At 31.7% G+C, this 12,084-nt stretch carries 16 protein-coding genes and 1 riboswitch; of the genes, 10 read left to right on the top strand and 6 right to left on the bottom strand.

What is annotated here, in order from left to right; genetic code table 11:
• Window positions 1–403: 403 nt before the first annotated feature.
• The 7 genes from ACHABU_RS09110 to ACHABU_RS09080 all read left to right on the top strand — a co-directional run bounded on the left by ACHABU_RS09110 (window position 404) and on the right by ACHABU_RS09080 (window position 6,713).
• Window positions 404–1,030, top strand: a complete 627-nt coding sequence (locus tag ACHABU_RS09110) for an ArsR/SmtB family transcription factor (protein ID WP_435764519.1) — start codon at window positions 404–406, stop codon at window positions 1,028–1,030.
• Between the two features lie 76 nt (window positions 1,031–1,106).
• Window positions 1,107–2,402 carry an MFS transporter gene (locus tag ACHABU_RS09105; RefSeq protein WP_435764518.1) on the top strand — a complete coding sequence of 432 codons (1,296 nt, stop codon included), beginning with the start codon at window positions 1,107–1,109 and terminating at the stop codon, window positions 2,400–2,402.
• A 1,083-nt stretch (window positions 2,403–3,485) separates the two neighbouring features.
• Window positions 3,486–3,980 carry a hypothetical protein gene (locus ACHABU_RS09100; RefSeq protein ID WP_435764517.1) on the top strand — a complete coding sequence of 165 codons (495 nt, stop codon included), beginning with the start codon at window positions 3,486–3,488 and terminating at the stop codon, window positions 3,978–3,980.
• A 102-nt stretch (window positions 3,981–4,082) separates the two neighbouring features.
• Entirely contained in the window at window positions 4,083–4,397 is a 315-nt protein-coding gene (locus tag ACHABU_RS09095) for a hypothetical protein (protein WP_435764516.1), read from the top strand.
• A 162-nt stretch (window positions 4,398–4,559) separates the two neighbouring features.
• The gene (locus ACHABU_RS09090; RefSeq protein ID WP_435764515.1) at window positions 4,560–4,859 is read left to right on the top strand and encodes a hypothetical protein; all 300 of its coding nucleotides are present in this window, start codon (window positions 4,560–4,562) and stop codon (window positions 4,857–4,859) included.
• Window positions 4,860–4,945: 86 nt separating this feature from the next.
• The gene (locus ACHABU_RS09085; protein ID WP_087973534.1) at window positions 4,946–5,233 is read left to right on the top strand and encodes a hypothetical protein; all 288 of its coding nucleotides are present in this window, start codon (window positions 4,946–4,948) and stop codon (window positions 5,231–5,233) included.
• Window positions 5,234–6,389: 1,156 nt separating this feature from the next.
• Window positions 6,390–6,713: a YolD-like family protein gene (locus ACHABU_RS09080; RefSeq protein ID WP_435764514.1), complete on the top strand. Its 324-nt coding sequence runs from the start codon at window positions 6,390–6,392 to the stop codon at window positions 6,711–6,713.
• 626 nt (window positions 6,714–7,339) lie between these two features.
• Here the strand turns inward: ACHABU_RS09080 and ACHABU_RS09075 are convergent.
• On the bottom strand, window positions 7,340–7,612 hold the full coding sequence (locus ACHABU_RS09075) for an HU family DNA-binding protein (protein ID WP_435764513.1): 273 nt from the start codon (window positions 7,610–7,612) through the stop codon (window positions 7,340–7,342).
• Between the two features lie 414 nt (window positions 7,613–8,026).
• On the opposite strand from ACHABU_RS09075, the gene ACHABU_RS09070 reads away from it, so the two are divergent.
• On the top strand, window positions 8,027–8,218 hold the full coding sequence (locus tag ACHABU_RS09070) for a Spo0E family sporulation regulatory protein-aspartic acid phosphatase (RefSeq protein ID WP_435764512.1): 192 nt from the start codon (window positions 8,027–8,029) through the stop codon (window positions 8,216–8,218).
• 852 nt (window positions 8,219–9,070) lie between these two features.
• Here ACHABU_RS09070 and ACHABU_RS09065 read toward each other — a convergent pair.
• The 5 genes from ACHABU_RS09065 to ACHABU_RS09045 all read right to left on the bottom strand — a co-directional run bounded on the left by ACHABU_RS09065 (window position 9,071) and on the right by ACHABU_RS09045 (window position 11,186).
• Window positions 9,071–9,295 (bottom strand): hypothetical protein, encoded by a 225-nt coding sequence (locus ACHABU_RS09065; RefSeq protein ID WP_435764511.1) that lies wholly within the window; start codon window positions 9,293–9,295, stop codon window positions 9,071–9,073.
• A gap of 587 nt (window positions 9,296–9,882) precedes the next feature.
• A complete protein-coding gene (locus ACHABU_RS09060; protein ID WP_435764510.1) occupies window positions 9,883–10,095 on the bottom strand; it encodes a hypothetical protein in 213 nt (70 codons plus the stop codon).
• A 131-nt stretch (window positions 10,096–10,226) separates the two neighbouring features.
• A complete protein-coding gene (locus tag ACHABU_RS09055; protein ID WP_435764509.1) occupies window positions 10,227–10,442 on the bottom strand; it encodes a hypothetical protein in 216 nt (71 codons plus the stop codon).
• A gap of 17 nt (window positions 10,443–10,459) precedes the next feature.
• Complete coding sequence (locus ACHABU_RS09050) at window positions 10,460–10,789, bottom strand: EAL domain-containing protein (RefSeq protein WP_435764508.1); 330 nt, start codon at window positions 10,787–10,789, stop codon at window positions 10,460–10,462.
• Between the two features lie 55 nt (window positions 10,790–10,844).
• Window positions 10,845–11,186 carry an EAL domain-containing protein gene (locus ACHABU_RS09045; RefSeq protein WP_435764507.1) on the bottom strand — a complete coding sequence of 114 codons (342 nt, stop codon included), beginning with the start codon at window positions 11,184–11,186 and terminating at the stop codon, window positions 10,845–10,847.
• A gap of 80 nt (window positions 11,187–11,266) precedes the next feature.
• Window positions 11,267–11,355: riboswitch (cyclic di-GMP riboswitch) on the bottom strand.
• 266 nt (window positions 11,356–11,621) lie between these two features.
• Here ACHABU_RS09045 and sda point away from each other — a divergent pair.
• The gene (sda, locus tag ACHABU_RS09040; protein ID WP_435764568.1) at window positions 11,622–11,756 is read left to right on the top strand and encodes a sporulation histidine kinase inhibitor Sda; all 135 of its coding nucleotides are present in this window, start codon (window positions 11,622–11,624) and stop codon (window positions 11,754–11,756) included.
• Window positions 11,757–11,868: 112 nt separating this feature from the next.
• Complete coding sequence (locus ACHABU_RS09035) at window positions 11,869–12,033, top strand: hypothetical protein (protein WP_435764506.1); 165 nt, start codon at window positions 11,869–11,871, stop codon at window positions 12,031–12,033.
• Window positions 12,034–12,084 lie beyond the last annotated feature (51 nt).

Below are 12,084 nucleotides of genomic sequence, written 5' to 3'. Positions count from 1 at the left end.
TGGTGCAAGAGTTAAAAAAGGTGATCATTAAATTGACCGCCTTTTTCTTCTGGAAAAATTCATTAAAATAATTTGAATATTATGTTATTTTTTAGGTATAGAGATATTGAGCTAAAGGAGCAGTATACTCGAATAAAACCAGTTTAGTTTTAAATACTAAACTGAGGAGATAATTATGAAAAAGCTAGCTGTAACTTCTTACTCTAATAATATTTTAGTAAGCTATAACACGCTAGTTTCTGTAATTTACGGTTCAGTAACAAGCTAACTTAATTTTGAGAAGAAAACTCTAAAGAAGATTATTATTCGGTATAGTTCATTTATCTTGTTTGTAGAATAAATAAATGATAAAATTAAGTTAAATATATTTTACCGAGTAATTTAATGATACGGAGTTGATTTTATGAAACAGATGTTAACCTTAACAAATCACAGTCAATTAAAAGCTCTTAGTGATCCGTTACGGGCAGAGATGATGATGCGTTTATTAGAAAAACCATATACAGGTCAACAGCTATCAGCGTACTTTAATTTATCACGGGCAAAAATTCACTACCATCTTAAAGAATTAGAAAAAAATCAGCTCATTTCAATTGTCAAGAAAGAAGAAAAGAATGGAATCATTCAGAAGTTTTATCAATCTGTTGCTAGAGGTTTTACTCCTTCTGCAGAATTACTTCCTCACCTAACAGATATTAGCGAAACTTCTAGGCAACTACTCCTTCAAATGGCAGAAAGAACCAAAAGTGCAATACTTTCAGCGCCCGAAAAAGCTTTTAAATTGAATAAAGCTAGTGAGAATCCTTCTGAATGGGATTATGTAGGCTCGATGTGGCAATTTTCGGCAAAGGAAGAACACTTTAAGGAATGGATAAAAAAGTACTTCGCTTTAATGCAAGAGTTTAGTGAATTGACAAAAGATGATGATGTAGATCACCCTGATAGTAAAATCTATTATATTTCCACTATGGCTTTCGAAATTGACGAGCCTATAATGGAGGATATGAAAGATAACAAAGAGGAGGAATAACAAGTCTCCTTCTACTTTTTATAGTATTGTTAAAAAAAATTAACCGATTTGATTATTTTAACCAGGAGGAGAAATAGTGAAATTATTACTAAAAAACAAAGATTTTTTATATTTATTTTTAGGTAGAATCGTAACAAATATGGGGGATAGTCTATATTATATTGCATCTATGTGGCTTGTTTATGAACTGGGTAAAAGCTCTTTCTATACAGGTCTTGCAGGGTTCTTAATATTATTGCCCAAAGCAATGCAGTTTCTTACAGGACCGTTTGTGGATAGATGGAGAATTAAGAAGACTTTAGTGATTACACAAATTCTACAATCCGTACTCGTCTTAATTATACCTATCTCCTATTTATTCGGCTTTCTTTCCATTCAATTAATTTTAATTGTAATGCCTATTATTGCATTTATAGAGGAATTCGCTTACCCAACTCAGACAAAAGCACTTCCTTTAATCCTTCATAAATCACAATTAATAAAGGGCAATTCGCTTTTTTCCTTTGCTTATCAAGGAGTAGATATCATATTTAATGCTCTAGCCGGAATTTTCGTAGCAGCTGTAGGGGCAATAAGTTTGTTTGTTGTAGATTCTATAACTTTTGCTATCGCAGCCATCCTGTTTAGTTTGCTAAAAGTTCCCCAGAATACAGAGCAAAGTTCTAAAGATGAGAAAAATAGCGAGTTATCCATAAAAGCTTATTTTGGAGAACTAAAAGAAGGGTTTTCAACCGTTTTTAAATCGTTATTGTGGGTATTTTTAGTTGGATCTTCCGTTGCTAACTTTTGTATTGGCATTACCATGGCCATATTACCTTCTTTTTCCGATACATTAGGTGGAGTTGAAATGTATGGCGTATTATTAACATCGTTGTCTGCAGGATCTTTAATTGGAGCATTACTGGGTTCCTTTCTTGGAAAATATCGTGTCGGTATCCTATCCATCGTTTGCTTCACATTGGGGGCATGCTGCTGGGCGTTTGCAGGAATCGTTTCATCACCTATACTTACAACCTTACTTTTCGGATTAGCATGGATACCGATTGGTGCGGTAAATGTATTATTTGCAGGGGTTAATCAATCCGTTATTCCGAATAGAGTTTTGGGTAGGGTTAACTCAGCAATGTATAGTTTGAGTGTTATTGTCATGCCTATAGGCTCCTTATTAGGTGGTTATTTAGCCACTATAGTAAACAGCGAAGTTATCTTTACTTTTACAGGAGTTGGCGTGCTATGTATAGCTATTGTTTGGCTTGTCCACCCAGCATTAAGGACATTACCCAAGGCGAAAGAAATGAGTGCAAAAACATTTAGGCTTAATTTTGAGGAGTCAAATAATATTGTTCTTGAAAAAAGGACCCGTGACCTTTAGATATTTTGTTCCATCGAGGATGGGGAAATTTTAAGTAGAATAACTTTTAAAGGTTGTAAACCTCCATTTGGTTTAGTAATACCCCTATTTATTTACCCGAATCGTATATGCTGAGTTTCAAAAAAATTTAACTAAGCTAGGGCTAATGTTCACAATAAGGACAAACCGATTTCTAAAGCAATTGTTCATCCACAATTGCGATTGTTTAATAAGCGTCTCTTTTTCTTCTTCACCTAAATGGTGCAACAGTTGAACAAGGCGGTCATTTAAACGAGCGTCTTTTTTTAATAAATATTTTTTGAATATTATGGTATTATGAATGAGGAGTTATTTAAATATCGGGCAGTTTAGTTCAATAAAGAGGAGTGGAAATTTGAAAATAAAGAAAAAAATTCTTGAGTTACTGTTTAACGAAAATAAGTATAGAGGTACTAAATTTATATTTTTTCTTATAATTTAGGTGGCAGCAATAATTATAGGTAGCATCCTTCCTGAATTTAAGCAGGTTTATATCGTTTTATTTGTACCTTTATTAACACTTTTTTTGGTTATCTAAATTATTAAAGTAATGTGGTATAACAAGAAAAATAATATCAAGACACGTATGATAGATAAGATAGCACCCTTTTTTATGGTTTTAATAATAATCGCTTGTCTTTATCTTGTTTGACGGTTATTCAAGTATATGGTACATAATTCAAGAAAAATGTATAGGTTTTCTTATTAAATATGAATTGGGGGAGTTTCATTTGGATTTTGGAATGTCACTTTTATTTTTCATGGTTATAATTAGCGTGTTTTTGGCTTGGAGAGATTATAGAAAAAAGTTAAAAAAGCAGAAGGCGAAGAAGAAATAAGAAATGTATTTTTTCCTTTTTTTCTCATAATATTTCTATTTATTTTAGCAATTATTGCATTTGTTTTTTAAGCTAAATTGTGCTTTTCTACAATAAATGGCGACGGTTTTTTAGTAATTGGCAGTTATATGTAGAAGAAGGTTTTTGAAAAAATTGGGAAAAATGTTCAGATTGTATTTTGTGAGAAAGTGGGAATATAGCACTGTTATAAATTAGGGGGATAACAATGAGGAAAGTCATCATAGTTATGTTAATTTCGTTAGTAAGTTTATCTTTAATAGGTTGTTCTGGTCCAAAACAAAAGCTAAAGAATGTGACAAATGCTTATTATAATGCTCTTGTAAATGGAAACTATGAAAAAGCCTTCGAAACATTATATTTATATGACTTTGTTGAAGATAAACATCCTACTGATGGCACGACATTAAGTAAAAAAGAAACTAAAGAATTTTATATGAAAAAAGTTAATGTCTTGAAGGAAAAAAAATATAAGGTTACGGATTTTGAAATTAAAAAATTTAGACAAGAAGATGGTCATACATTTTTTGCGGAAATAACCCTCAATGTTGAGGTGAACGGAGACAGTTTTGAATGGTCTGAAACAGTTGATGAATGGGAAGGAAAAGCATGGGTTATCAATGGAAATGACCCATTTTCTAAGTATCGTGATGGAAAAATGAATTTTGATATTGAAAAAGAATTAAAGAAAAATGATATTTAATAATATTTAGCTAACGGGTTCATTAATGGATAAAATTGTATAGGAATCACGGGCAATTTATGAAATAATATTTATAGTAATAAGTAACGGAGGGTTTGAAAAATGGGGATAAAAAGGAAGTTAGGAATATTAGTTTTAATGTGTGCTGTTGCTACTTTTACGTTTATTGGGTTTCCACAAAAAGAGCCATACAGTGTAGATGGAGTTGTTGATTCTGTATGGAATAAATATAAAGTGCAAAGTACCCAAGTTGGTGGATATGGGGAATCTAGTGAAAGAGAACCTGCAATTTTCGTAGATGTTTATGATAAAGATGATATACGAAAAGTTGAGAAGTACCTAGAAGATAATTTATCTAAAGATGATATAGCAAAATATGAAATAAATGTGTTTTCTAATAAGGGGATACATTATTAAATCAGTTTCAAACTAAATGGTGCATTACTGCAATAAGTGGCAAGGTTATTTTAGTAACTGGCAGTTTAATGAAAGAAGGACTGGTTTTAATTTTCCATAATTGAAACAATTGTTGGTACAAATTCGTCTATATTATAAAACAATTTTTAGGGGGAGTTATGAATGAAAAAGGTTACTATCGCCTTTCTAACTGTAACATTAAGTTTTGTTTTATTTGGTTGTAATAACACACAAGAATCACAAAATAAAGAACAAATTGAAGGAAAATCGGTTGAAGAAAATGGACAGTATGAACAGAAAGTCATTATTATGGATTCTGTTGATGAACCATTACCACCAGAGGCAAAAAATGTTCAATCTATGCCCAGTGAAAGTGAACCACAACAAATTCCAAACGTAAATTTAAGTGATCCAATTATAATTACAAAAATGCCTTATTCCGAAAACGTAAAACCTCAATAGACTTTTTGCTTCAACAAACGGGTGCATTACTTGAACAAAGGTATGACGGGATGGAGAATTTAAGATTTATAAAGGGGGATTAAAAAATGGCAATTGTCGTGGGGTATGCAATAGCAGTTCTTGGAGCAGTTTTGGCTTATCAGTTTGGTGAAGGAAAGTCGAAAAAGAGAAAATATAGGGTATGGGGCTTCGCTCTTATGGTGTCAATTTCCCCAGCCTTATCTTTCGCGATTGGGCTAACATACGCAGCTATCGTTGGAAGTGGTTGGGCGTCAATGATTATGTGGATCCTATTTCCCATAGGTTTCATCGTAGGACTTGTTATGTTATTTGTTGGGATATTTAAAAAAGAAGCAACAGAAGAAGTTTTGTAACTTCTTCCGCTATTTGGTGCTTTAGTTGAATAAGCAAATAAAAAAAATATGGAAATAGCCTAGTTCAATTTGAACTCTATTTTATTGACAACAAAAAGCACCGCATTTTGCGGTGCAATTAATTGTACATGTAAATTAGGTGCCCCGTTTACACTCTTCATTTAAAGTACAACAGGCATCTTTTCCTGATTGAAATAACACCAATATGCTTTAAAACTTACCTTATAATCTTCATTACTATGCCTAAGACATGACTAATGACTTTCGATGTTTATTGTCCATAAATTTAATCAAACATGAACAGTATTGTTCAAGCAATTCAAACTCTGATAGAGAGAGTAAGTGATTATGGGCAATTTTGTTTCGTATTGGATAAAGTTGATGAAGTAGAGTGAATAATTTTGGTGGTAAGTTAGTAAAGGCTTTGGGATAATTTCGGAAGTATGTTTCGTAGTCGCTGAACAGGAGGCTTTCAAAAGATTTAGATGGTGGGCGTTTTAACACAATTCGTGGTGCGCAGTGGAACCAATGAATCCCATAGTAATCTTCCATATTAGCCCTAATGAAGGTTCGCATAGAATTTTCTAACTCATACAATAAACCGTACGCCGTTTGCATTAATTTTAAATCTTTTTCGGCAATCAATAAGCTACACCTCTTTACAATTTTAGACACATTTCACCCAATTTCATAATACACTATTTTATCTATTCTGAAAATAAAGATATACCTTTTTCTATTAAAACAAAAAATTAACCTTTATAAAAAGGATAATTTTCATCATTATATTCCAATGATTACTGAAACACAGAATTAGTAGGGAAATGTAGGAGATGGGTTCTAACAAAAGATTGAAAGTTACGACAAAATCAGGATTGCCGAAACATAACCCTATACAAGTAATATAGACGTAAATAAGGTTTCGTACTTCCTGATTTTAAAAAACATAAAAACCCTCCTTGTACCGGGACACTAATAGACGGGATAGGTAAGGCACCGGTATTATGTTCATGTTTCTGCTTTATCTTTTGTCTTTACAAAAACATAATATTGATTTTAGTGTTTTCTATATGTTAAAATAGGAACAATTGTTCTTGATGAGGGAACAATGAATTGTTTTTCTTTTTTATTTATCTTTTAAAAGGTGGAGAACGAGATGGTAAATGATAGAGGAAATATCAAGTGGACAGCGATGATGATGCCTGAACATATAAATCTCTTGAATCAAATGTGGGAAGAGAAGGAACATAAGATAAAGTCAGAACTGGATGAGCAGCAATTAAATGATATAAACATGAAATTACAACTAGCAATACATAACGACCTGAGTATAACCATTGAGTATTACAAGAGATATGACTTTCATAAAATAAATGGCAAACTAAAAAAGATTGATACAATGAAAAGGTATTTACAACTGAATGATAACAAATACACCATAGTATCTCTAGAGAGTATCCTTGAAGTTTACATAGATTAATGATCTATGTGTTTTTTGTTGTTCTTTTTATAGGATTACTATGAGGAGTGAAAGTCAAAATTAGGATTGCCGAAACATAACCCTATACAAGTATATTTTTAGGGAAATTAGATTGTGGCTGTCCTATTGCAAAACTATCTCCTTGAACTGTTACACTTAATAGGAAAATTGGGTAAGGCACCGGATTACCTATATTTTCCTATATTTGGTTTCATTTTTTGTCTATATCCCAAGCGTAGGATCCGATGTAGCTCACCATTACTTTACCGTTTATGATGCGGGTAATATATTGTCGGTCTAATGGAACACCGTGGTAGTTAAAATAGTTTTCCCACCTTTATTATAAAATGTAAATCCTTTTAACAAAGAACAATTATTGACGATGTTTGGCTACAAAATCTGACCTTTGAACTTCTCCTGCTATTATGGTGTTCCATTGATGGCCATGCTCATATGCCAAAAGTATTTTACTTACGTAAGCTCTTACTTTGAAAAGAATCACTATGAAAAATGACCGTTTTTTGTAATATCTGTCTTCATTAATTGCATTAAGTTTTAATTATAATTTTCCAAATTATTATTAAAACAAAGAAATAAAGCCAACATTTTATGCTGACTTTATGTACTTACTTCACTGCTTCTTTTAGACTTTTACCTGGTTTGAAAGCAGGTACTTTACTTGCTTTTATTTCTATTTCCTCACCTGTTTGTGGGTTACGACCCTTTCTTGCGGATCTTTCTCTAACTTCAAAATTACCAAAACCGATTAGTTGAACTCCGTCTCCACTTGAAAGTGCTTCACTAATAGATTCGAAAATAGAATTAACTGCTTTGCCTGTATCTTTCTTTGAAAGCTCTGAAGCCTCAGCAACTTTATTAACTAATTCTGTTTTATTCATTACGCATCTCTCCTTCATTGATAGTAATACTTTATTAGTTTTACCATATATCGCCTGGATTAACAAGATTTGTTATATATACGAAGTTTCTAACTAACATATTGATCAATAATAAATTGCTCTACTTTTCCTATGAGAAATCCTATTCATATATGTTAATATTAGCATCCTCTTTGGTTAAATAGGTATTTCCCTAAAGCAAAAACATTACATTTATTAAACGCCATTCATTCAACTTGCGATTATTATTGAATTATATTGTTTAAGAACACTAATAAAGGGAAATGTATATATTACGTCAAAATAACTTATGAATTGCCAATATTTGCCTTGATTTGGCTCCTAACTTTAAAGGCTTTAAAGGCTTTAAAGGAAAATAATTTATGAAATCTATAATTTTTATGGGAGAAACTTATGTTTGCATATAACAAAGAAACGAAAGTGAACTTGATAGAGAAAATAAATCAGAAAAAAGAAACGTTGCTAAAAACGGCGGAAGTTTATGGTATTAGTAGTGAAAATACAATAGAATGTAGTCAAGAATTAGATAAATTAATTGTAGAGTATCAGAAAATAACAGAATCAAAAAGAGAAGGTTTAACATAAATACTATATTAATTACATACGATTTAAATCTTTACGAGACCTGGTCATTAAAAATAATTCAACAGGTTTCACACAACTCTTTGTACCTAATAAGGGGACTCAATAACACAAGATTTTATACTTAAAGATGAACATTAAATACTTTTAACTCTCGGATTGTATATTGCCATCACGCAGAACCAGTCGAGCCATCTTTTTTGATCCACTTAAATAAATTGCCAAAAAGCAGATATGTAGACCAGTTTTGAAGAAGTATGCCCATTTCAAGGTCTTGACAAGGAGCCTCTGTGGTAATAATTTCAGGAAATATACTGCAGCTAGGAGCTTGCCTGGCATGGGAAACCTATACATTACCACATCACCTTGTAAAGACCGTTTCCGAATATTTATAGTAAGTGAATAATACAGGATCACTTAATGGCAGAGGTGGATCAAAATGATGTTTTAGGTGGATCAATTTCATGGCATAGGTGGCTCATTTCAATGGCAATTATTTATAAAGCCAATTCGCAATTTTTTTCATCTAGGTCACGGAAAATAAATGTCACACAATTTTGATTTGGTGTTAGAGTTGGGAAACAAACTGGTAAAATCATGATGAGTTAACTGATTCGTTGGTCGATACGAGAGTTAACGAGGTATATGATTTTGATTTTGCACTTGAATTTCTGATTACCATAAAAAATGCCCATCTTTTATAAAGAGGCAATAAGTAAGGGGAGGACGGCCTTTGCAGCCATGTCCACTAAGTATTATTTACTTTGTTAATTAAACTATACTATTTTTTTATGCCTGAATATTCTTTTTTATTTGTAGGTTTTAACCTTTCTAGACAACTCCGTACATACCTTATTAACCATGGTCCTTCCTAATTAAATATTTCTGAAATCGTGGAACCGCAAGATTCTTCGATACTAATTTATTTATGTTTTGCTTTATCAGTGAATGATTGCCTTCATCTTCAGATAGCTCATCCATTGATACTGCATGTGGATATCTCTGATTAAGTCGAACAAGTATGCTTACTTCAATTAGAGTCAAATTATTTTCTTGTGCAATTTCTAAGTAGTTTACCATTAATTTCACTTCCTTTTATACAGTCACCTTTCCAACTTTACTAGAATGAAACCATGACTACTGTTAAGTTTTGGTAAATATTTTTTGTTTCAACTAAATTGTAAAATAGGATTTAATCTTCCCATATCCGTTCTTTTCCTGGTTATTAAAAATAATTCAAACAGGTTTAACACAAACTCTTGTAAGCAATAACACAAGATTTTATACTTAAAGATGAACATAAAATACTTTTAACTCTCGGATTAACTCCATAGTATTACTAAACTGTAAATTACAGTTTCTCACCACATCTTCTATGCTAAAATGTTTTAACACGCATTCATAGAGATGCAAACTATATTAATGTCCCTTTCTTTATTAGACGAGTGATTTTATGGATAGAAATGTCAGATTTTATCGCTAAATCGAAAGCGTTGGAATTTGGACACTTTAATAATATTCCTTTTACCTTTTCTATATTATCCACTTCTTCGTTGTAACAATCGCTACATAAATTGGATATAAGGCGGTCGATTTTTCCGCAATATACACAAGAACCATAGTTTTTCATCGTATTTCCCTCTCTAAATTTAATGAAAATAAAGTTATTACTTTATAATCTTGTACTTTTGCTCTTTTATCTCAATCAAGTTTTTTTCATTTAATTTATTGAGACTTACTTGAATTTGCCAATATATAGTCTTATCGTTTGTCATTTCCTCTATGGAAGCTGGGCAAGGATACCTACGGTTAAGACTAACAAGTATGCTTACTTCAATAAGATTAAGGTTATGTTTTTTTGAGATTTTTAAGAAATTCATTTACCAGTCTCCTTAATTATCTACAACAGTTCCATCTCCTACCTGTTGAATGCTCCAAAGGTTGACGTTTATGCTCTTTTTTAAAGAGGGTAATTTTAATACATCCCTCAATTATTACCATCTAAATCAGGCTATTCTACAGGTGTAATTTCATCAATCTGATTAATCATAAAATGCTCCACTGTTTTTGTATCATCTATATAGATAAGGGTGCTATTCTCATATTGATTAAATTTAATCATTCTTCCTTTGATCGTTTTCCGACCAATCCCCTCAAATATGATTTCCATTACTAATAGCCGATTATCTCTTATCCAGTCTTGAAAAAATTCTAGCAGATTTGCCATGTTAATCGTCCCTCGCTCTATGACATATTTTTCAAAGAAGTCGGCTTTCCCAACAAAAATCCTTGACCATATAAAACCCCTAAATCTTTAGCAACAGCCAGATCTTCAGTTTTTTCGATTCCTTCTAATATGAATTTCGTATTCGTATTTTCACAGTAAGTCATAAAGGATTTAATCATTTCCTGTTTCTGTTCCGAAACGGACAAATCAAATGCAAAATAATTATCCATTTTCAAATAATCAGGCTCTAATTCAATAATTGACTTTAAAGAAGCAGAACCCTTACCAACATCATCAATCGCTATCTGAAAGCCTCTTTTCTTTAACAAAGATATATTACTTTTCAAAGAGGTAATGTCAAAAACAATCTCCGCCTCGTTAATTTCAAAAATTATTTCTTCATTAATGGAGTTTAGATTTTGATAAAACTGTCGTTATAAAGGATGGGAAATCTGGGTTAACAAGGGTAGAAGGAAAGACATTGATGAATAACTTTCCATTCTCTGGTGAATATGGAGATTTAGAATATGAAGTAATTGCATTCTCAGTTGATCTTTTTTCTAATTCATAAAGCAGATTTACTTTTAAAGCAGTTTGAAAGACTACTTCCGGATTCTTAATAAGGTTTGATCGGAACAATACCTCGCACCCTATCTTTTTCCTTATTGTTAGATTGTATATAGGTTGAAAGTGATGGAAAAATTGTTGTTGTTCTATTAAGTCTTTTATCTTAGTTACAGGCATTCACAAAAGCTCCTTGATTAAAAAAATCCAAACAAAAACCACCTCAAAAGGTGGTAGCGTTTCAAACGTCAACCATCTTCTTCGGTAACCCGGCTGTCATAGCAAACTTAGTTGCCTTAGACCCGTAGCTTTGCGTCCCTATTTTTCAATAGGTTTGCCTTTATCGGAAATTGAACTGGTATTATTTTCCCTTACTTCCATTATAACTATTCCCTAAATAAAAACAACTTTTTTCGACAATTTACAACATTTCCTAACTTGACGTATCATTTTTATTTAATAGAGGATTTCTCATGATCCCTTTCAAATCACAAATTGTCTATGGCATTTCAAGTATAATTAGTATTTTATATAATAAGAGACTTAACAAAAATCTTTTTTTGATATACAGTGTATAATGTTGCCAATATTCTGGAGAGGAAAATATATGTGATAATGAATATTTCTGATGTTTTATTACTTCGTTCATATTACAAAGCTATAGATCAAAAAATACATTCAGATTTTATTGAAATTTTAAAAATCGAGATTGACAGAAGAAATCTGGAAACAACCAATCATCAAGTTTAACTCCGCAGGTTCGTACAATACATTTCAACCTTTTTTTCGCTTTTTAATTAAAATATTAAGGGATTGTTTTTATAAATGAATATATGTTATAAATGATACGGGAGAATTTGTTGTGGAAAAGAATCGTTTATATCTTCCTGCACTGACACTGGTACCAGGTTCGCGGTCATCATTTTTTGGAGTTCATTGGCTACTTTTTTTTCCTGATTCAATAAAAACACAACCTTTCAAAGATAGTCATTTTAGTATTGGTTTTTTAAATGTTTTTAATAAGTAAGAATGAATTTTAGTTCACTGTTCCTTCTGTTTAGGGCGTTTTGTTAATATG

Origin of the sequence: Oceanobacillus sp. CF4.6, assembly GCF_051262635.1 — a bacterium.
Taxonomy (GTDB): domain Bacteria; phylum Bacillota; class Bacilli; order Bacillales; family Amphibacillaceae; genus Oceanobacillus.
The sequence above is the reverse complement of the archived record's forward strand: the minus strand, read 5'-3'. Positions and strand labels throughout refer to the sequence as shown.

What these genes read in the sequence shown, in the direction of transcription:
- ACHABU_RS09110 (WP_435764519.1), top strand. Translation starts at nt 404, where the DNA reads ATGAAACAGATGTTAACCTTAACAAATCACAGTCAATTAAAAGCTCTT.
- ACHABU_RS09100 (WP_435764517.1), top strand. Translation starts at nt 3,486, where the DNA reads ATGAGGAAAGTCATCATAGTTATGTTAATTTCGTTAGTAAGTTTATCT.
- ACHABU_RS09095 (WP_435764516.1), top strand. Translation starts at nt 4,083, where the DNA reads ATGGGGATAAAAAGGAAGTTAGGAATATTAGTTTTAATGTGTGCTGTT.
- ACHABU_RS09090 (WP_435764515.1), top strand. Translation starts at nt 4,560, where the DNA reads ATGAAAAAGGTTACTATCGCCTTTCTAACTGTAACATTAAGTTTTGTT.
- ACHABU_RS09085 (WP_087973534.1), top strand. Translation starts at nt 4,946, where the DNA reads ATGGCAATTGTCGTGGGGTATGCAATAGCAGTTCTTGGAGCAGTTTTG.
- ACHABU_RS09080 (WP_435764514.1), top strand. Translation starts at nt 6,390, where the DNA reads ATGGTAAATGATAGAGGAAATATCAAGTGGACAGCGATGATGATGCCT.
- ACHABU_RS09075 (WP_435764513.1), bottom strand. Translation starts at nt 7,612, where the DNA reads ATGAATAAAACAGAATTAGTTAATAAAGTTGCTGAGGCTTCAGAGCTT.
- ACHABU_RS09070 (WP_435764512.1), top strand. Translation starts at nt 8,027, where the DNA reads ATGTTTGCATATAACAAAGAAACGAAAGTGAACTTGATAGAGAAAATA.
- ACHABU_RS09065 (WP_435764511.1), bottom strand. Translation starts at nt 9,295, where the DNA reads ATGGTAAACTACTTAGAAATTGCACAAGAAAATAATTTGACTCTAATT.
- ACHABU_RS09060 (WP_435764510.1), bottom strand. Translation starts at nt 10,095, where the DNA reads ATGAATTTCTTAAAAATCTCAAAAAAACATAACCTTAATCTTATTGAA.
- ACHABU_RS09055 (WP_435764509.1), bottom strand. Translation starts at nt 10,442, where the DNA reads ATGGCAAATCTGCTAGAATTTTTTCAAGACTGGATAAGAGATAATCGG.
- ACHABU_RS09045 (WP_435764507.1), bottom strand. Translation starts at nt 11,186, where the DNA reads ATGCCTGTAACTAAGATAAAAGACTTAATAGAACAACAACAATTTTTC.
- sda (WP_435764568.1), top strand. Translation starts at nt 11,622, where the DNA reads ATGAATATTTCTGATGTTTTATTACTTCGTTCATATTACAAAGCTATA.